The organism is Pseudomonas sp. HLMP (assembly GCF_046365545.1).
Lineage (GTDB): Bacteria > Pseudomonadota > Gammaproteobacteria > Pseudomonadales > Pseudomonadaceae > Aquipseudomonas > Aquipseudomonas guariconensis_B.
In genome coordinates, this window is sequence record NZ_JBDLLR010000001.1 from 1742337 (window position 1) to 1760812 (window position 18476).

The following is an 18476-nucleotide window of genomic DNA, read 5'->3' on the forward strand; positions in this document are numbered from 1 at the left end:
TCCGATGGCCTGGTTGCAACGACTCAACGACCCTTTCCGCCAGCCCCGGGCCGACAGCCTGGGCGAAAGCCACGGTGCGCTGCTCGAGCGCCTGGGGCCGGTCAACCCCTTCGAGCTGGCGGTGCTCGGCGGCCGTGCCATGGTCACCCCGGGCCTGGCCTTCCTGGTCGGCTACCAGGCCGCTTTGCGCGTGCTCTGGCCCAGCGCCCCGGCCAGCCTCGGCGCGCTATGCGCCACTGAGCGGCGCAGCGTGCGGCCGGCAGACATGCAGACCCGGCTCGATGGCCTGCGCCTGACTGGCAGCAAGGACTTCGTGACGGCAGGGCTCGAGGCCGAGTGGCTGTTGGTGGCGGCGCGCAGCGAAGGGCAGGGCGAACCTCCCCGCCTGAGCCTGGCGGTGGTCTACCCGGGCGAGCCCGGGGTGCGTCTGGAGGCCCTGCCGGCGCTGCCGCTGATGCCCGAGGTCGGGCATGCCCGCCTGCACCTGCAGCAGGCCGCCTGCGAACTGCTCGCTGGCGATGGCTGGGACGCCTATGTCAAACCGTTCCGCTCCCTCGAGGACCTTTATGTGCTGGCGGCGCTGGTCGCCTGGTTATATGGCGTCGGTCAGGACAGTGGCTGGCCGCGGGAGCTGCGCCTGCGTCTGCTGGGCCTGCTTGGCGGTTGTGCCGAGGGCAGCCGGCAATGCGCCGACAGCACCGCCTGCCATCTGCTGCTCGCCGGGCTGTTCGCCCAGTTCCAGGGCTTGCGCGGCGATATCGACAAGGCCCTGGCTGCCGGCCCGCAGGCCTGGGCACATTGCTGGCAGCGTGACCAGGGCGTGCTGGCGCTGGCCGCTGCCGCCCGCGACAAGCGCCTGGAAAAGGCCTGGGCCGCCGCTGGATTGTCATGAAACCCTGGCAGGCTCGCCCGATCCGCGACGAGAGGGCCGGCCATGGGTACGCTGAAGGGGCTGTTGGGCATCCTGGGGATGGTCGCCATGCCGGCCTGGGCCGAGGCATGGCCGGACCCGGACTGGCACACCGAGCCCAATGCGCTCGACTGGCAGGCCGTCGACGCCTATGCCTTCCCGGCGCGCCATGCGACCGAGCGCACGGGTGTGCGCAGCGACGCGCTGCTGATCATTCGCGATGGGCGCATCCTGCATGAGCGCTACGCCGCGCCAAGCGGTGTCGATACCCCGCACCTGACCTGGTCGATCAGCAAGAGCGTGCTGGCCACTCTGCTCGGCGTGGCCCAGGGCGAAGGGCGCTTCGCCCTCGAGGACCCGGCGGCCCGTTACTACCCGCCACTGCAAGCCCACCCTTGCTTGCGCCTGGTCGACTTGCTGCACTGGGCCAGCGGCCTGGCCTGGCAGGAGGATTACGAATACGCGCCGCTCAAGTCCTCGGTGGTGGCCATGCTCTATACCCGTGGCCGCGCCGACATGGCCGCTTTTGCCGCTGCGATGCCCGCCGACGCGACGCCGGGCGCACGCTTTCTCTATTCCAGCGGCGACAGCAACCTGCTGGCCGCCGCCCTGCGGGGCATGCTCGAGCCTGGGCAATACGAGGACTACCCCTGGCAGGCGCTGTTCACGCCGCTGGGCATCGACAGTGCCGTCTGGGAGCGCGATGGCGCCGGCACCTACGTGGGGTCTTCCTACCTCTACCTGAGCGCCCGCGACCTGGCCAGGATCGGCCTGCTGATGCTGCGCGAGGGGCGCTGGCGCGATCGCCAGCTACTGCCGGCGGGTTGGGTGGCGTTCAACCGACGCCTGTTCGAGCACGCCGAGGCAGCCCCCGGCGAGGCCAACCCCGGCGGCCACTGGTGGCTCAACCAGCCGTTGCCGGGCCACCCTGCACCCTGGCCGGACGCACCGCTGGATACCTATGCGGCGCTTGGGCATTGGGGCCAGGCGCTCTACCTGCTGCCTTCGCAGAAGCTGGTGATCGTCCGTTACGGCGACGACCGTGATGGCAGCTACCGGCACAACGAGCTGCTCAAGCGGGTGCTGACTGCCCTGGCTGCGGAGGGCGCATGAAGCACCTGGTGTGGCTGGTGCCGATGTCGTTGTTGCTGGCCTGGGCCTGGCATGAGCGCCAGGCGTTGGCGGACTTCCCGGGGATTCTTTCGGCCTATTCGGCCAAGGAGTACTGCTCGTGCCGGTTCGTCATGGGCTTCGACGCGGCGTATTGCCAGGGCTACGTGAAGCAGTACCTGCCGTTGGGCCGGCTGGAGGAAGACCCTGCGCGGCGACGGGTGTTCGCCGAGGGCCTGGGGCGCAGTAGCGTGGCCGCCTGGCAGGGGGCGCGCGCGGGCTGCCGCTTGCTGCCATGAAGAGGGGCGGGTAAGGTTGACGGCCTTGTTTCAAAGGACTTCACATGTTCAAGTTGCTCCGTCTCCTGCCCGCCCTCCTGTTGGCCCTGTGCTTGCCCGCCCACGCCAATTGGCACCTGGACGGCGAGTCCTCGCGCCTGTCCTTCGTCACCAGCAAGAACGGCGATACCGCCGAGGTGCATCGCTTCCTGGTGTTGCACGGCAAGGTCGACCGCAAGGGCCTGGCGCAACTGCGCATCGAGATGGACTCGGTCAGTGGCGGCGTTCCGCTGCGTGACGAACGCATGCGCAACGAGCTGTTCGAGGTCGCCCGTTTCCCGGAGGCCCAGGTGCAGGCGCAGATCGACCTGGGGCCGATCAATGACCTTGCCAACGGCGCCCAGGTGGAGCTGCGCCTGCCGGTGACCGTGACCCTGCATGGCGAGTCGCGCAGCTACAACGTCCTGTTGCTGGCCACTCGTCTGGACGAGCGGCGCTTCCAGGTGGTGACCCTGGAGCCGCTGCTGCTGCGCGCCGAGGACTTCGGCCTGATGCCGGGCCTGGCGACCTTGCGCAAGCTCGCCGGGCTTTCTTCCATCAGCCCATCGGTACCGGTGAGTGCGGTGCTGATCTTCGCCGCTCGCTGACATGTCGGGGCCGGTCTTCCCTTGGCGGGGTGGCAACCAGTTCGAGCTGTTGATCGACGGCCCCAGGTTCTTTCCGCGCATGCTCATGGCGATCGTGCGTGCTGAATTCCAGGTCGACCTGGAGCTCTATCTCGTGGAAGCCGGCGCCTGCGCCGAGGCGGTGGTCGAGGCCCTCGAGCAGGCCGCTGGCCGGGGTGTGCGGGTGCGCTGCCTGTTCGACGACTACGGTGCGCTGGCCTTCCCCTCGGCCCTGCGCCAGCGCCTGCAGACGGCGGGTGTCGAGCTGCGGCTGTACAACCGCCTGCGCTGGCTGCGAGGGTTGCGCAACTTCTATCGCGACCATCGCAAGCTGCTGCTGGTGGACGAGCGCTGGGCCGTGGTCGGCGGCACCGGTGTCACCGACGCGTTCTGGAAGCCGGGGGACGAAACCAGCGAGTGGCATGAGGTGATGGTGCAGATGCAGGGGCCGATCGTGACTGACTGGCAACTGTTGTTCGATCGCCAGTGGCACGCCAACAACCGGCGCACCGCCTGGCGCCCACCGGAAGGCTTCGGGTTGCCGCGCCTGCCTCGCGTACCGGCCCAGGGGCAGGGCCTGGGCCGGGTGGCCTATGCCGATGCCCGTCAGCACCGAGACATCCTGCATGCGCTGGTACGGGCCCTGAACAGTGGCCAGCGTCGCATCTGGCTGGCCACGCCGTACTTCCTGCCGACCTTCAGCGTGCGCCGCTCCTTGCGCCGGGCTGCGCAGAAGGGCATCGATGTGCGCCTGCTGCTCACCGGCCCGCGCACCGATCATCCGGCGATACGCTACGCCGGTCATCGCTACTATCCGCGGTTGCTGCGCGCCGGCGTGCGGATCTTCGAGTACCAGCCCTGCTTCCTGCACCTGAAGATGGTGCTGGTGGACGACTGGGTCAGCGTCGGTTCGTGCAATTTCGACCACTGGAACCTGCGTTTCAACCTCGAGGCCAATGTCGAGGCCATCGACCCACCGTTGACCGCCGCCGTGGCGGCCAGTTTCGAGCGCGACTTCGCCCTGAGCCAGGAGGTCGACCTGGCGCTCTGGCAGGCCCGGCCGCTCTGGTGGCGGGTGCAGCAGCGGCTGTGGGGATTGCTCGATCGCCTGGTGGTCAACCTGCTGGATCGCCGCGACTAAGACGGCGAAGCGGACTATCGTGCAGGGATTGTTCTCATGCTACGGAAGGAGTGGCGGCGATGACGGCGAAGAAGATTCTCATGCTGGTGGGCGACTACGTCGAGGACTACGAGGTGATGGTGCCCTTCCAGGCCTTGAAGATGGTCGGCCACACGGTGCACGCGGTGTGCCCGGAGAAACTGGCGGGGCAGACCGTGCGCACGGCGATCCACGATTTCGAAGGTGACCAGACCTACAGCGAGAAGCCAGGGCACGCTTTCGCCCTGAACCAGGACTTCGTGCAGGTGCGGGCCGAGGGCTATGACGCGCTGCTGATCCCAGGGGGCCGGGCGCCTGAGTACCTGCGCCTGGATGAGCGGGTGCTGGGTTTGGTCAAGGCCTTCGACCAGGCCGGCAAGCCCATCGCTGCGGTGTGCCATGGGGCCCAGTTGCTGGCGGCGGCCGGTGTGCTGGATGGGCGCGAGTGCAGTGCGTATCCGGCGTGTGCGCCCGAGGTGAGGTTGGCGGGAGGGCGATATGTGGACATCGCCATGGACCAGGCGCACGTGGACGGGAACCTGGTGACCGCACCGGCCTGGCCAGCGCATCCGGCGTGGTTGGCGGCATTTCTCAAATTGCTCGGGACGCGGATTGCCTGACGTAGAGGAGGGGGCCATTCGCATCATCCGAGGTTTACCCGGGCTTGTGCGAAGCGCCCCCAAACTGTACTGCCAACCCCAGCCCTCAGCCCACCTGCTCGACCCAGTCATTGAGGTTGTAGTAGTTGGTCACCCGGGCGATCTTCCCGCAATGGATGTAGAAGAACGCCCCAGCCGGCAGCACGTAGGTCTGCCCATTGGCCGGTGGCAGCCCTTCGTCATCGGCCAGGTACTCTCCGTGCACGGTGAACTCGGCGGCCGCGCGGCTGCCGTCGGCGTTCTGCATCACCACGATGTCGGCCAGGCGTTCCCGGTAGCAGCGGTTCATCTTGTCCATGAAGGCTGCGAAGGCCGCCTTGCCCATCTGCCGCTCGCCCTGGTTGATGTCATGGATCACGTCCTCGCTGAGCAGGGCGAGGAAGGCCGGCATGTCCCCGGCATTGAAGGCGGCGTAGTAGGCGTTGACGAGCTCGGTAGCGGTCATGGCAATGTTCCTGTCGTGTACGGGAAAGGGAATGGCGTGGAACGGATGATAGGGTTTCCCCTCAAGCCCGGCTTAGCCGAGCGCGTCATCCACATCGACAAAACGACCGCTACGCATGGAAATCCGCCTGTTGCACGGCGCTGCCATCGCGCCTTACATCGATGACCTCGCTCGCCTGCGCCTGACGGTGTTCCGCGAGTTCCCCTACCTCTACGACGGCTCGCCGGAATACGAGGCCGACTACCTGTCCACCTATGCCCGTTCCGGGCGCAGCCTGGTGGTGCTGGCCCTGGACGGCGGCAAGGTGGTCGGCGCCTCGACCGGCCTGCCCCTGGTCGACGAGACGCTCGAGTTCCAGCAGCCGTTCCTGGCCCAGAGCCGGGACCCGGCGAGCGTCTACTACTTCGGCGAGTCGGTGTTGCTGCCGGCCTACCGGGGCCAGGGCCTGGGCGTGCGCTTCTTCATCGAGCGCGAATCCTACGCCCACAAGCTCGCTGAATTCGACTACTGCGCCTTCTGCGCTGTCGAGCGCCCGGCCGGCCATCCCCGGCGCCCACTGGACTACAAGCCGTTGCATGGCTTCTGGCGCAACCGTGGCTTCCTGCACGATCCGTCGCTGCGCACCACCTATGCCTGGCGCGACCTCGACGAGCAGACCGAATCGGCCAAGATCATGTCCTTCTGGCTCAAGGAACTGCCGGTATGATCCGCCTCGCGGCGTGCCAGTACGCCATCGAACTGTACGAGAGCTGGGACGCCTATGCCGAGCACTTGCACGGCTTGTGCGCCGAGGCGGTCGAGGCTGGTGGGCAGTTGCTGCTATTGCCTGAATATGCCGGCCTGGTGCTCAGCGGCCAGTTGCCGGTACAACAGCGCAGCGACCTGAAGGCGTCGATCGCCGGCATCCAGCCGCTGGTCGCGCCGTGGTTGGCGCTGTGCGAAAGCCTTGCCCGTCGCTGGGGCATCTACCTGCAGCCTGGCAGCGTGCCCGTGCTCGACGCCGATGGCCGTTACCGCAACCGTGCCTGGCTGTTCGGTCCGGACGGGGTGCTGGGCCATCAGGACAAACTGATCATGACCCGCTTCGAACGGGAGCAGTGGGGGATCGCCGCAGGCGAAGGGCTCAAGGTGTTCGACACGGCCCTGGGGCGCCTGGGCATCCTGATCTGCTATGACAACGAGTTCCCCCTGCTGGCCCGGCGCCTGGCCGAAGGCGGTGCGGACCTGATCCTCACCCCCAGTTGCACCGACACCGAGGCGGGGTATCACCGCGTGCGTATCGGCGCCCAGGCGCGCGCCCTGGAGAACCAGATCGCCGTGTTGCAGAGCCCTACGGTGGGCATGGCGCCTTGGTCGCCGGCGCTGGATGAGAACATCGGGCGGGCAGGGCTGTTCGTGCCGCCGGACCATGGTATGCCGGCCAATGGCGTGATCGCCGAGAGCGCCGAATTGTGCCCTGGCGGTAGCCGTTGGTTGGTCTGTGAGGTGGATCTGGAGGAGGTGCGACGGGTACGGCGGGAAGGGCAGGTGTTCACCCGGCGGGACTGGCCGGAGCAGTTCGAGCGGGTTCTGTAGGGCTGGGTTGGCCGCTGCGCGGGTCTGGCAGAGCCTTGAAGCTTGGGGCTGCAAGGCAGCCCCAAACGGTCGGGCGTTTTACTTCACTTCGACCGCCAGGCTCTCGGCGATCTTGCTCTGCCACAGGGCAGGGCCGGTGATGTGCACCGACTCACCGTTGCTGTCCACCGCGACGGTGACCGGCATGTCCTTGACCTCGAACTCGTAGATCGCCTCCATGCCCAGCTCGGCGAACGCCAGGACCTGGGACTTGCGGATCGCCTGGGCTACCAGGTAGGCGGCGCCGCCGACGGCCATCAGGTACACGGCCTTGTTGTCCTTGATCGCCTCGATGGCGGTCGGGCCACGCTCGGACTTGCCGATCATGCCCAGCAGGCCGGTCTGCTCGAGGATCTGGCGGGTGAACTTGTCCATGCGGGTGGCGGTGGTCGGGCCGGCAGGACCTACCACTTCGTCACCGACCGGATCGACCGGGCCTACGTAGTAGATGAAACGGCCCTTGAGGTCCACCGGCAACGCTTCGCCACGGTTGAGCATCTCGACCATGCGCTTGTGCGCGGCGTCGCGGCCGGTGAGCATCTTGCCGTTGAGCAGCAGGGTCTCGCCCGGCTTCCAGCTGGCGACTTCTTCCGGGGTGATGCTGTCGAGGTCGACGCGGCGGGCGCTCGGGCCGGCTTCCCAGACGATTTCCGGGTAGGCGTCCAGCGACGGCGCTTCCAGCTCGGCCGGGCCCGTGCCGTCGAGCACGAAGTGGGCGTGGCGGGTGGCGGCGCAGTTGGGGATCATGCACACCGGCAGGGAGGCGGCATGGGTCGGGTAGTCCATGATCTTGACGTCGAGCACGGTGGTCAGGCCGCCCAGGCCCTGGGCGCCGATGCCCAGCTGGTTGACCTTCTCGAACAGCTCAAGGCGCAGTTCCTCGATGCGGTTCTGCGGGCCGCGGGCCTTGAGTTCATGGATGTCGATGGACTCCATCAGGACTTCCTTGGCCATCACCGCGGCCTTCTCGGCGGTACCGCCGATGCCGATGCCCAGCATGCCAGGCGGGCACCAGCCGGCGCCCATGGTCGGGACGGTCTTCAGGACCCAGTCGACGATCGAGTCGGACGGGTTGAGCATGGCCATCTTCGACTTGTTCTCCGAGCCGCCGCCCTTGGCGGCGACGTCGACCTCGACCTTGTCGCCGGGGACGATGGAGTAGTGGATCACCGCCGGAGTGTTGTCCTTGGTGTTCTTGCGGGCACCGGCCGGGTCGGCCAGGATCGAGGCGCGCAGGACGTTCTCAGGCAGGTTGTAGGCGCGGCGCACACCCTCGTTGATCATGTCGTCGACGCTCATGGTGGCGCCGTCCCAGCGTACGTCCATGCCCACGCGGACGAACACGGTGACGATGCCGGTGTCCTGGCAGATCGGGCGGTGGCCGGTGGCGCACATGCGCGAGTTGATCAGGATCTGGGCGATGGAGTCGCGCGCGGCGGGCGACTCTTCACGCAGGTAGGCTTCGTGCATCGCCTGGATGAAATCGACGGGGTGGTAGTACGAGATGAATTGCAGGGCGTCGGCAACGCTCTGAATCAGGTCGTCTTGCTTGATCACGGTCATGCAGCGCGCTCCTCTTAAAGACGGGAACATTCATAAAGGCCTTCCGACACCGCCGACCTGCGCGTCGAAATGCCTTGCAAGGCGCGCCGGCAGGCTGGCCGACGCAAAAGGGCGCGGCAGTATAGCGCGCATCCGCCCCCGGCACACCTGCGTGTGGTCTGGACCAAGGTCGGCAACCGACGGGCACCCTTTTTGCTGATTTACCCGCGAAGCCCTAGAGTGGGCGATGTGATTCGTGGAGACATACCGACCATGCCTGAACTCTGCGTCGGCGAGCGCTGCTGGACAGTGCCGGCCGCCAGCAACCTGCTCGATGCCCTCAATGCCGCAGGTTGTGGCGTGCCCTACAGCTGCCGCGCCGGCAGTTGCCATGCCTGCCTGGTGCGTTGCCTGGAGGGGCAGCCCGAGGACGCCATGCCCGAGGCGCTGGGCCTTGCGCAGCGCGAGCAGGGCTGGCGCCTGGCCTGCCAGTGCCGGGTGAGCGCCGACTTGCGGGTGGCGGTGTTCGATCCGTCGAGCGATGGCTTGCCTGCGCGCGTCTGCGCCCTGGCGTGGTTCGGCGACGTGCTGCGCTTGCGCCTTAGGCCCGAGCGGCCATTGCGCTACCAGGCAGGGCAGCACCTGGTGCTGTGGCTGGACGGCGTGGCGCGGCCGTATTCACTGGCGAGCCTGCCGGGGGAAGATGACTTCCTGGAGTTCCACCTGGATTGCCGGCGCCCTGGCGCCTTCTGCGACAAGGCCAGGCGGCTGGCCGAGGGCGATGAGCTGCGCCTGGGCGAGCTGCGGGGCGGCGCCTTGCACTACGACCCGGACTGGCAGGAGCGACCCTTGTGGCTGCTGGCCGCGGGAACTGGGCTTGCGCCGTTGTGGGGCATCCTGCGGGAAGCGTTGCGCCAGGGGCACCAGGGTGGGATCCGGGTGCTGCATGTGACCCATGACCGCGCCGGACAGTACCTGGCCGGGCCGTTGGCGGACCTGGCCGATCGATATCCCAGGGTGAGTGTCGAGTGGGGGTTGGCCGATCAGTTGGAGCAAGCGCTGGCGGGGTTGCGCCTGTCATCGCGGCAGACGGTGGCGCTGGCGTGCGGGGCGCCGGGGAGTGTCGAGCGCTTCGCACGGCGGCTGTTCATTGCCGGGTTGCCGAGGAACCAGCTGTTTGCCGATGTGTTTCTCGAGCATGCCTGATGGCTTGTGGGGCTCCTTGCGCGGGCAAGCCCGCTCCCACAGGGGCCGAGTCGATCACGAATGATGCGGTTGGCAGGGCCATGTGGGAGCGGGCTTGCCCGCGAAGGGGCGCGAAACGGCCCCAGGATTACGGCGTTGGAGAATCGACTCAGATCAGCGGATCACCCACGTGCAGGATCTTCATGCCATTGGTCCCGCCGATGGTGTGGTAGCTGTCGCCCTTGGTCAGGATCACCCAGTCACCCTGTTGCACCAGGCCGCGCTTGAGCAGTTCGTCGACCGCGGCCTGGCTGACTTTCTCCGGCGGCAGCGAGGCGGGGTCGAAGGCGATCGGGTAGACGCCACGGAACAGCGAGGTACGGGCCTGGGTGCCGCTGTGCGGCGACATGGCGAAGATCGGCACGTGCGAGCGCAGGCGTGACATGATCAGCGGGGTGTAGCCACTTTCGGTGAGGGCGATGATCGCCTTGACGCCGGGGAAGTGGTTGGCGGTGTACATCGCCGCCAGGGCGATGCTTTCGTCGCAGCGCTCGAAGGTGGTATGCAGGCGATGGCTGGACTTCTGGCTGGTCGGGTGCTTCTCGGCGCCCTGGCAGATACGCGCCATGGCCTGGACCGCTTCGATCGGGTAGGCGCCGGCGGCGCTCTCGGCCGACAGCATCACCGCGTCGGTGTTGTCCAGCACGGCGTTGGCCACGTCGGACACTTCGGCACGGGTCGGCATCGGGTTCTGGATCATCGACTCCATCATCTGGGTCGCGACGATCACCGCCTTGTTGTTGCGGCGGGCGTGCTGGATGATCTTCTTCTGGATGGCGATCAGCTCGGCGTCGCCGATTTCCACGCCCAGGTCGCCACGGGCGACCATCACGGCGTCGGAGGCGGCGATCAGGCCATCGAGGGTCTCGTCGTCGGCCACGGCTTCGGCGCGCTCGATCTTGGCCACCAGCCAGGCGGTGCCGCCGGCTTCGTCGCGCAGCTTGCGGGCGTATTCCATGTCGCTGGCGTCACGCGGGAAGGACACGGCCAGGTAGTCCAGGTCCATTTCCGCCGCCAGCTTGATGTCGGCCTTGTCCTTGTCGGTCAGGGCCGGGGCGGTCAGGCCGCCACCCTTGCGGTTGATGCCCTTGTGGTCGGACAGCGGGCCACCGACGATCACCACGCAGTGCAGGGCATCGGTAGTGGCGGTCTCGACACGCATGACCACGCGGCCGTCATCGAGCAGCAGTTCGTCGCCGACGCCGCAGTCCTTGACCAGGTCGGGGTAGTCGATGCCGACGATGTCCTGGGTGCCTTCGGTCAGCGGGTGGGCGGTGGAGAAGGTGAACGTGTCGCCGATCTTCAGTTCGATGCGCTTGTTGCTGAACTTGGCGATGCGGATCTTCGGACCCTGCAGGTCGCCCAGCAGCGCGACGTGACGCCCGTGCTTGGCGGCGATGTCGCGGATCAGGCGGGCGCGGGCCTTGTGCTCGTCCGGGGTGCCGTGGGAGAAGTTCAGGCGTGCCACGTCCAGGCCAGCGAGGATCAGTTGTTCGATCACTTCCGGCGAGTTGCTGGCGGGGCCGAGGGTGGCGACGATTTTGGTACGGCGGATGGTCATGCACAGACTCCTATAGTGAAGCGCAGCGAAAGGCTACCCCGGAATCTCGCTGTAGTCATTGTTCCATTGCACTACCTGGCAGCGCTTGGGCTTGGCGGTTGAACGGAGGTTCCAAGCTGCAAGCCTCTAGCTGATTCGCGCCGCATACCCGCTTGCAGCTTGCCGCTTGAAGCTGAAGAAATGCCAAACCAAGCCGATACACTGCGTAATAAAGGAGATCCCCCATGCGAGCCCTGATCGTTTTGGCCGTGGCGGCCAGTGTCGTCGGTTGCACCCGTTGGTCGATGGACCATCATCTGAACAATGCCTACCGTGCCTACGACCGCGGCGATTGCCAGCGGGTGATGCTGGAGCTGTCGCAGGTCGACCGTACCAGCCGTGCCCGGCCGTTCATTCACCCGGAAGTCTCGCTGCTGCGGGGCCAGTGCCTGGAGCGCCAGAAACTCTACGTCGATGCGGCGCAGACCTACCAGTACCTGATCCAGCGCTACCCGCAGAACGAGTACGCCTACCGCGCCCGGGCGCGGCTGCAGACACTCGAGCAACTCGGTCACTATCGGCCTGGCGAGGCGGCGGTGGCGACGCCGGTCACCCGTGCACCTTGGCGCTAACACCAAGGTGTTGTTGATTTCATGGAATTGGACAGGCGCCCTGGGCTAATCTGTCAGGCAGATGTAACGATCACCGCCAGTACCTTGTCTTCCTGGCATCAGGTACGGACAGCATGTTTATCGAACGCCATATAGAACGTCACCAGTTGCCTTGTGTCCTCAAGGTGTACAACCGATTCACCGACCAGCAGATCGGCTACCTCGGCAATGCCTCGGAGGACGGGTTGATGCTGATCAGCCAGTTGCCGGTGCTGGTCGGGCCGGATTTCGAGCTGCAGTTGCGCCTGCCGCTGGCAGGCGGCGGGTGGCAATACGTCAACCTGACTGCCAGTTGCCTATGGTGTCGCGAGGACCAGACGCCGGGGCACTACGATTCAGGCTTCATGCTGTTGCAGGCACCCCGCGAGTACGAGGAGTTCGTGCGTTCCTTGCGCAGCTACTTCAGTTTCCGGCCCATGAACGCTTCCGCCTGAGGCTGTCTCCGGTAGACTCTGGTCGACCTTGTTACAGGACGACCCCGTGAGCACCAGCATCTTCTGGCACGATTACGAAACCACCGGTATCGATCCGCGCCGCGACCGGCCCCTGCAGGTCGCAGGCGTGCGCACTGACCTCGAACTCAACGAAATCGAGGCACCGATCAGCCTTTATTGCCGGCCCAGCGACGATATCCTGCCGCACCCGGCGGCTTGCCTGGTGACCGGCATCACCCCCGAGCAACTGGCAGGCAACGGGCTGTGCGAAGCCGAGTTCATGACAAAAGTGCATGAGCAACTGGCGCGCCCCGGAACCTGTGGCGCGGGTTACAACACCCTGCGCTTCGACGATGAAGTCACCCGCTACAGCCTTTACCGCAACTTCTTCGATCCCTATGCCCGCGAATGGCAGGGTGGCAACAGCCGCTGGGACCTGATCGACGTGGTGCGCACCGCCTATGCCTTGCGCCCGGAAGGGATCGTCTGGCCGCAGCAGGATGGTCGTACCAGCCTGCGCCTGGAGCTGCTCAGCCAGGCCAACGGCATCGACCATGGCCAGGCCCACGAGGCACTTTCCGACGTGCGGGCGACCATCGCCCTGGCCCGCTTGATCCGCCAGCAGCAGCCTCGGTTGTACGACTGGTTGTTCCAGTTGCGCAGCAAGCACAAAGTGATGGAACAGGTACGCCTGCTGCAGCCGCTGGTACATGTTTCGGGGCGTTTTTCAGCAGAGCGTAACTATCTTGGCGTGGTGCTGCCGCTGGCCTGGCATCCGCGTAATCGCAATGCACTGATTGTGTGCGACCTGCACCTGGAAACACTGCCGTTATTGCAGGAAAGCGCAGAAACATTACGTCAGCGTTTGTACACGCGCCGCGATGAATTATCCGAGGGACAACTACCTGTACCTTTGAAGTTGGTGCAGGTCAATCGTTGCCCGGTGCTCGCGCCGTTGTCGGTATTACGCCCTGCTGACCAGCAGCGTTTGGGCCTGGATATGGCACTGCTGCAACGCCGTGGCGAACAACTGGCCAATCAACAAAACGTTTGGCAGGAAAAACTGGCGCACATTTACAACGCTGATGATTTCACCCCCAGCGAGGATCCGGAACAACAACTGTACGACGGGTTTATCGGCGATCGGGACCGGCGCCTGTGCGAACAAGTCCGTCGCCTGGAGCCTGCACAATTGGGCCAGGGGCACTGGATGTTCGATGATCCGCGGCTGCCGGAGCTGTTGTTCCGTTATCGCGCACGAAACTTCGCCGAGACCTTGAATACCGAGGAACGACAACGGTGGCAATCATTCTGCCAGCAACGCTTGAGCGATCCGTGCCTGGGGGCGCCGAATACCGTGGGTGACTTCGAACAGGCCTGGCAGAGCAGTTGGGCCACGGCGGACGAGGCCGGGCGGCGGGTGCTGGAGGCCTGGCAGGCGCATCTCCGGCAGTTGAAGGTGCAGTATCAGTTATAGAATGCGTGCCCCATGAAAAACGCCGGCAATGTGCCGGCGTTTTTCATGGGGGTATAAAAGGACAATACCCGGGGATCAGTCCAGCAGGGTGGCCCAGCTTTCGACCTCGTCGCTGCCCCACTTGGCTTTCCACTCTTTCAGCGTCTTGTGGTTGCCGCCCTTGGTTTCGATCACTTCACCATTGTGCGGGTTCTTGTATTGCTTGACCTTGCGAGCACGCTTGGTGCCGGTGGTTTTTACGGCACCACGTGGCGCCTTGCTCAGTTTGGAATCGGGATCGAGCAGGGCGATCACGTCGCGCAGGGACTTGGAATATTCGCCCATCAGTGCGCGCAGTTTGCCTTCGAACTCCAGCTCTTTCTTCAGCTTGTCATCTTGCGACAGGTTGGCCAGGCGGGCCTGAAGTTCCTTGATGGCTTCTTCGGTAGCGCGGTACTCGTTGATCAGGGACATGGAGTGTTCCTTAATGCGTGTTCAGGGAGACAGACAGTAGGGGGCAATAATAGACAGGCGATACTCTCAAGTAAACAATTAAAATAGCAATAAACTGTTAATTGTCCGACGACAACGTATCTGTTTGGTTAAGAAAAATTTACATATGCGGTGATGAAATCATCGTTTTCCTACGGACGCCGTGCATTCTCACCATCGACTCAAGCCGCTCGGCATTCGCTGCGGTTGTGCCGATCATTACTGCGTTTTTCCTGGCAGGCCGCTAGAATATGCGCCTTTGCGAAGTTCTGGAGTCTCATTCATGCGCACCTATCGACTGGTGATTGCCTGCCCCGACCGTGTCGGTATCGTGGCGAAAGTCAGTAATTTCCTGGCCTTGTACAATGGCTGGATCAACGAAGCCAGCCACCACTCCGACGAGCAGAGCGGCTGGTTCTTCATGCGCCATGAGATCCGCGCCGAATCCCTGCCGTTCGATATCGAGGCCTTCCGCGAGGCCTTCGCGCCGATCGCCGAAGAGTTCTCCATGACCTGGCGGATCACCGATTCGGCACAGAAGAAGCGCGTGGTGTTGATGGCTAGCCGCGAATCCCACTGCCTGGCCGACCTGTTGCACCGCTGGCACACCGACGAGCTGGACTGCGAGATCCCGTGCGTGATCTCCAACCACGACGACTTGCGCAGCATGGTCGAGTGGCATGGCATCCCGTTCTTCCATGTCCCGGTCGATCCGAAGGACAAGGCGCCAGCGTTCGCCGAAGTGTCGCGTCTGGTCGAGGCGCATGCGGCTGATGTCGTGGTGTTGGCGCGCTACATGCAGATCCTGCCGCCGCAGCTGTGCCAGGCCTATGCCGAGAAGGTGATCAACATCCACCACAGCTTCCTGCCGTCCTTCGTCGGCGCCAAGCCCTATCACCAGGCCGCCCTGCGTGGGGTCAAGCTGATCGGCGCGACCTGCCACTACGTCACCGAGGAGCTGGATGCCGGGCCGATCATCGAGCAGGACGTGGTCCGTGTCAGCCATGCCGACAGCATCGAGGACATGGTGCGTTTCGGTCGTGACGTGGAGAAGATGGTCCTGGCCCGTGGCCTGCGCTATCACCTGGAAGACCGCGTGCTGGTACACGGCAACAAGACCGTGGTGTTCGACTGAGCCTTGGGGCTGCAAAGCGCCCCCTGACGAGTATTGGATAATGGTCGAGCCACGCGACAGGGCGGCAGCCGAGACACCGCCGACGTTGGGCGAGGGCTGCCTGGCCCGCTTCGATCTCGACGCCCTGGGCGACGATGCCGGCACCGATTTCGCCGGTGCCGCCGAACTCTGGCGCCAGCTCAATCCGCCTGGCGACGCCAGCGCTCCAGCAGTGGACGCGCCAGCAGGCAGACGAACACCGGCCCACCGGCGATCAGGTAGAAGTAATAGGTGACGGCGCGCCAGATCAGGATCGCCGCCGCCGCCGTCGAACTGCCCACCAGCGGCGCCAGCAGGCTCGCCGAGGTCAGCTCGGCGGCCCCGGCGCCACCAGGCAGCAGGCTGAACTGGCCGGCGCTGAGCGACAGCATCTGCACCAGGAAGCTCGGTATCCACGACAGCTCTACGCCCAACCCCCTCAACACCAGGTACAGCACGCTGTAGCGCAGGCTCCAGTGCGCGCAGGTCAGGGTGAACACCAGGGCCAGGGTGCGCTTGGGCAGACGCCAGGTGTCGGCCAGGGCATGGCTGAAATGCAGCAGCTTGCGCGCCCAGCGCCGCCGCCGCAGGCGTGACATGCCCAGCCGGCGCAGTAGGCGGCCGTTGAGGCGCATCACCCGGCGCCGGTAGCGCAGCAGCCCGAGCACCCCAGCCAGCACCACGCACAGCAGCGACGCGCTGCCGAGCAGCATGCTTTCCTGGCTGTGCCCCAGGCTGTGGAACAGGGCGTAGCCGGCGATCGCCAGCATGGCGCAAAAGAAGAACACCAGGTCATTCAACTGGTCCATGGCGAAGACCGCGCCGCTGCGCGCCGGACCGATGCGTTCGCGGGCCAGCAGGGCCATGAGGGTGAGGGGCCCGCCGCTACCGCCTGGGGTGGTGCAGATGGCGAACTCGGTGGCCATGACTACACCCAGGCTGCGCACTCGCCCGAGCCGCGTACCTTGCTGGCCGAGCAGCAGGCGCAGACGCAGGGCGTTGATGACCCAGCACAGCAAGATCATGCCCAGCAGCATCAGCATCAGGCCGGGGGCGAAGGTTTTCAGCCGGGGCAGCAGGTCGCTGCCACCGAGCAGGGCCGGGACCAGCACCGCCAACAGCAGTGCCAGGCCCAGCCAGCCCAGGCGGTTCATGCCCTGGCCTGGCGGTCCAGCCAGGCGGACTTGGTCAGTGGCTCGCGGCCTTGCGCCCGTAGCGCCAGCAGGGTGTGCAGCCAGTAGTCGCGGGACGCGCGATGACGCATGTCCACCGGGTGCAGGCCCAGGCGCAGGGTGCTGGCCTGGCGCCAGCGCCGGCATTGCCAGTCGCAGAGCATCCTCGACAAGCCGCGGCGCCAGGGGCTGCGGGCACTCCACACCAGGCCCGGCGCCTCGATGGCGGTGAATGTCGGCAGGCGGTACAGGTGCTGCGGTGTGCTGGTATAGCGCAAGGGCAGGCGGCGCAGGGCCTGGCGTGTGCCTTCGCTCATCAGCCAGGCGGGCGCGACGAAGCCTTCCACCGGCCAACCCTGGCGGCCGAACAGCGCCAGGCCGGCCTCCAGGCGCTGCAAGGCCTCGCCTTCGTCGAGCCCGTAGAATTCACCTTCATGGGTGTAGATCCGGCGCATGAAGTACTCCCCGGGGCTGCGTGGCGGCGGGCCGTCGTCGGCATGGTAGTAGCCATGCAGGGCCAGTTCGTCGCCTTGTGCCAGGCGGCGTTCGAGCAGGCGGCAGAAGGTCGGCGAGCGGCCCAGGGCGTTGCGGTGGTGGAAGTCCGGGACCACCAGCCAGGTCATGGGCACATTGCCGAGGGCGTCGATGGCTTGGACGAAGGGCTGGTAGTCGGGCCAGGTCTCAGGCGCGACGTCGTGCAGCACCAGCATCAGGCTGCGTGGCGAGGTGGCCTCAGGCATGGGCGCGGACCTGCGGCAGGTGGCCAAGGACCGCCTGGTAGTGCTCCAGCAGGCCGTTGACCACGGTGTCCCAGGAGTAGTGCTGCTCCACGTGGCGGCGGGCCTGGGCGCCGAGCTGGCGCACGCCGGCCTCGAAGGTCTCGCGCACGGCCTGCGCCATGGCCTGGCCGTCGTTGGGGCGGCACAGCCGGCCGCACTGCTCGTTGACGATCTCGCCGAAGGCACCGGCGCGCACGGCCACCACGGGCGTGGCGCTGGCCATGGCTTCGAGGATCACCAGGCCGAAGGTCTCCTGGTCGCCGGCATGCACCAGCAGATCGGCGCTGGCGAACAGCCGCGCGACCTCCTCGGGCGGGCAGAACGCGTCGATCACGCTGACGTTGTCCGGCACATTGGTTGGCATGTTCGAGCCCGCCAGCAGCAGGTGGTAGTGGCGCCCCAGGTGGCGCATGCAGTCGAGCAGCACCGGCAGGTTCTTCTCTCGCGAGCCGCGGCCGGCGAACACCAGCAGGCGGGTGGTGTCGGGAATGCCCAGTTCGGTACGCAGGTGTGGGTCGCGATGCTCGGGGTTGAAGGTGGCCAGGTCGACGCCCAGGCGTTGCACGTGCACATCCCTGACCCCCAGCCGGCGCAGCTTGTCGGCCATCACCTGGCTCGGTGCCAGGACCCGGTCGAAATTGCCGTACAGCTTGCTGACGTAGGCCTCGACATTGGGCGTGAACCAGTTGCCCATGCGGTTGCTGACCAGCAGCGGCAGGTCGGAATGGTAGAAACCGATCACCGGCACGTCGAGCTTGCGCCGTGCTTCCAGGGCCGCCCAGGCGGTGAGGTAGGGGTCGCCCACTTCGATCAGGTTGGGCTGCAGGCGGCGCAGCACGTTGCACCAGGGGGCCAGGCGTACCGGGAAGCGGTAGCCGTTGCCAAAAGGCAGGGGAGGCGCCGGCACCTGGTAGATGCCATCGGCGTGGCTGGCGCTGGGGCCGGGGATCAAGAGGCTGTGGCGGACGCCGGTCTTGGCGTCGAGTCGGCGGTGTTTGGCATCAAGATAGGTACGTACGCCGCCGCTGGCCGGGGCGTAGAACATGGTGATGTCAGCGATGTGCACGATCAGCATCCCTCCGGGATCGTCTTCGGGTCTGTCATCCGGCCGCTATGGGCCGGCGATGACGCGCCTAAAGGTTGACCTTCCTG

At 66.0% G+C, this 18476-nt stretch carries 20 protein-coding genes; 13 read left to right on the top strand and 7 right to left on the bottom strand.

The window, feature by feature from the left end:
• The first annotated feature begins 4 nt into the window (after positions 1-4).
• The 6 genes from ABFA30_RS08230 to ABFA30_RS08255 are packed head-to-tail and all read left to right on the top strand — an operon-like array spanning position 5 to position 4742.
• Positions 5-892 (top strand): acyl-CoA dehydrogenase, encoded by an 888-nt coding sequence (locus ABFA30_RS08230; RefSeq protein ID WP_410045326.1) that lies wholly within the window; start codon positions 5-7, stop codon positions 890-892.
• 51 nt (positions 893-943) lie between these two features.
• On the top strand, positions 944-2023 hold the full coding sequence (locus tag ABFA30_RS08235) for a serine hydrolase domain-containing protein (protein WP_253080390.1): 1080 nt from the start codon (positions 944-946) through the stop codon (positions 2021-2023).
• The gene (locus ABFA30_RS08240; RefSeq protein WP_253080356.1) at positions 2020-2319 is read left to right on the top strand and encodes an amidase; all 300 of its coding nucleotides are present in this window, start codon (positions 2020-2022) and stop codon (positions 2317-2319) included. The genes ABFA30_RS08235 and ABFA30_RS08240 overlap by 4 nt, the downstream gene beginning before the upstream one ends.
• A gap of 44 nt (positions 2320-2363) precedes the next feature.
• Positions 2364-2945 (top strand): YceI family protein, encoded by a 582-nt coding sequence (locus tag ABFA30_RS08245; RefSeq protein WP_225788005.1) that lies wholly within the window; start codon positions 2364-2366, stop codon positions 2943-2945.
• Between the two features lies 1 nt (position 2946).
• Positions 2947-4104, top strand: coding sequence for a phospholipase D-like domain-containing protein (locus ABFA30_RS08250; protein WP_410045327.1), 1158 nt, complete (start codon positions 2947-2949; stop codon positions 4102-4104).
• A 59-nt stretch (positions 4105-4163) separates the two neighbouring features.
• Positions 4164-4742, top strand: a complete 579-nt coding sequence (locus ABFA30_RS08255; protein WP_225788007.1) for a DJ-1/PfpI family protein — start codon at positions 4164-4166, stop codon at positions 4740-4742.
• Positions 4743-4827: 85 nt separating this feature from the next.
• Here the strand turns inward: ABFA30_RS08255 and ABFA30_RS08260 are convergent, their stop codons facing one another.
• Entirely contained in the window at positions 4828-5226 is a 399-nt protein-coding gene (locus tag ABFA30_RS08260; RefSeq protein WP_225788008.1) for a nuclear transport factor 2 family protein, read from the bottom strand.
• Between the two features lie 115 nt (positions 5227-5341).
• Here ABFA30_RS08260 and ABFA30_RS08265 point away from each other — a divergent pair, with 115 nt between their 5' ends.
• Together ABFA30_RS08265 and ABFA30_RS08270 are read left to right on the top strand one after the other, a co-directional pair.
• Complete coding sequence (locus ABFA30_RS08265) at positions 5342-5932, top strand: GNAT family acetyltransferase (protein ID WP_410045328.1); 591 nt, start codon at positions 5342-5344, stop codon at positions 5930-5932.
• Positions 5929-6801 (top strand): carbon-nitrogen hydrolase family protein, encoded by an 873-nt coding sequence (locus ABFA30_RS08270; RefSeq protein WP_253080358.1) that lies wholly within the window; start codon positions 5929-5931, stop codon positions 6799-6801. The genes ABFA30_RS08265 and ABFA30_RS08270 overlap by 4 nt, the downstream gene beginning before the upstream one ends.
• A 78-nt stretch (positions 6802-6879) precedes the next feature.
• Here ABFA30_RS08270 and ABFA30_RS08275 read toward each other — a convergent pair whose 3' ends face one another.
• Positions 6880-8403, bottom strand: coding sequence for a fumarate hydratase (locus ABFA30_RS08275; RefSeq protein ID WP_225788011.1), 1524 nt, complete (start codon positions 8401-8403; stop codon positions 6880-6882).
• 252 nt (positions 8404-8655) lie between these two features.
• On the opposite strand from ABFA30_RS08275, the gene ABFA30_RS08280 reads away from it, so the two are divergent.
• The gene (locus ABFA30_RS08280; RefSeq protein ID WP_225788012.1) at positions 8656-9588 is read left to right on the top strand and encodes an iron-sulfur-binding ferredoxin reductase; all 933 of its coding nucleotides are present in this window, start codon (positions 8656-8658) and stop codon (positions 9586-9588) included.
• A 148-nt stretch (positions 9589-9736) separates the two neighbouring features.
• Here the strand turns inward: ABFA30_RS08280 and pyk are convergent, their stop codons facing one another.
• Positions 9737-11188: a pyruvate kinase gene (gene pyk / locus ABFA30_RS08285; protein ID WP_253091126.1), complete on the bottom strand. Its 1452-nt coding sequence runs from the start codon at positions 11186-11188 to the stop codon at positions 9737-9739.
• Between the two features lie 224 nt (positions 11189-11412).
• Between pyk and ABFA30_RS08290 the strand changes: the two genes are divergently transcribed.
• The 3 genes from ABFA30_RS08290 to sbcB all read left to right on the top strand — a co-directional run bounded on the left by ABFA30_RS08290 (position 11413) and on the right by sbcB (position 13749).
• Complete coding sequence (locus ABFA30_RS08290; protein ID WP_225788014.1) at positions 11413-11799, top strand: tetratricopeptide repeat protein; 387 nt, start codon at positions 11413-11415, stop codon at positions 11797-11799.
• Between the two features lie 113 nt (positions 11800-11912).
• Positions 11913-12272, top strand: a complete 360-nt coding sequence (locus tag ABFA30_RS08295) for a PilZ domain-containing protein (RefSeq protein WP_225788015.1) — start codon at positions 11913-11915, stop codon at positions 12270-12272.
• Between the two features lie 46 nt (positions 12273-12318).
• A complete protein-coding gene (gene sbcB / locus ABFA30_RS08300) occupies positions 12319-13749 on the top strand; it encodes an exodeoxyribonuclease I (RefSeq protein ID WP_225788016.1) in 1431 nt (476 codons plus the stop codon).
• Positions 13750-13824: 75 nt separating this feature from the next.
• On the opposite strand, the gene mvaT is transcribed toward sbcB, so the two are convergent.
• Positions 13825-14202 (bottom strand): histone-like nucleoid-structuring protein MvaT, encoded by a 378-nt coding sequence (gene mvaT / locus ABFA30_RS08305; protein WP_225788017.1) that lies wholly within the window; start codon positions 14200-14202, stop codon positions 13825-13827.
• Between the two features lie 301 nt (positions 14203-14503).
• On the opposite strand from mvaT, the gene purU reads away from it, so the two are divergent.
• Entirely contained in the window at positions 14504-15355 is an 852-nt protein-coding gene (gene purU / locus ABFA30_RS08310; protein ID WP_225788018.1) for a formyltetrahydrofolate deformylase, read from the top strand.
• Between the two features lie 179 nt (positions 15356-15534).
• Here purU and ABFA30_RS08315 read toward each other — a convergent pair whose 3' ends face one another.
• Genes ABFA30_RS08315 through ABFA30_RS08325 form a run of 3 tightly spaced genes read right to left on the bottom strand, consistent with a single transcriptional unit; the run spans position 15535 to position 18399 of the window.
• Positions 15535-16527 (bottom strand): lysylphosphatidylglycerol synthase transmembrane domain-containing protein, encoded by a 993-nt coding sequence (locus tag ABFA30_RS08315; protein ID WP_225788019.1) that lies wholly within the window; start codon positions 16525-16527, stop codon positions 15535-15537.
• Positions 16524-17285: a DUF2334 domain-containing protein gene (locus ABFA30_RS08320; protein ID WP_410045329.1), complete on the bottom strand. Its 762-nt coding sequence runs from the start codon at positions 17283-17285 to the stop codon at positions 16524-16526. Before ABFA30_RS08320 ends, ABFA30_RS08315 begins: the two co-directional genes overlap by 4 nt.
• Positions 17278-18399 (bottom strand): glycosyltransferase family 4 protein, encoded by a 1122-nt coding sequence (locus ABFA30_RS08325; RefSeq protein ID WP_410045330.1) that lies wholly within the window; start codon positions 18397-18399, stop codon positions 17278-17280. The genes ABFA30_RS08320 and ABFA30_RS08325 overlap by 8 nt, the downstream gene beginning before the upstream one ends.
• Positions 18400-18476: the final 77 nt, after the last annotated feature.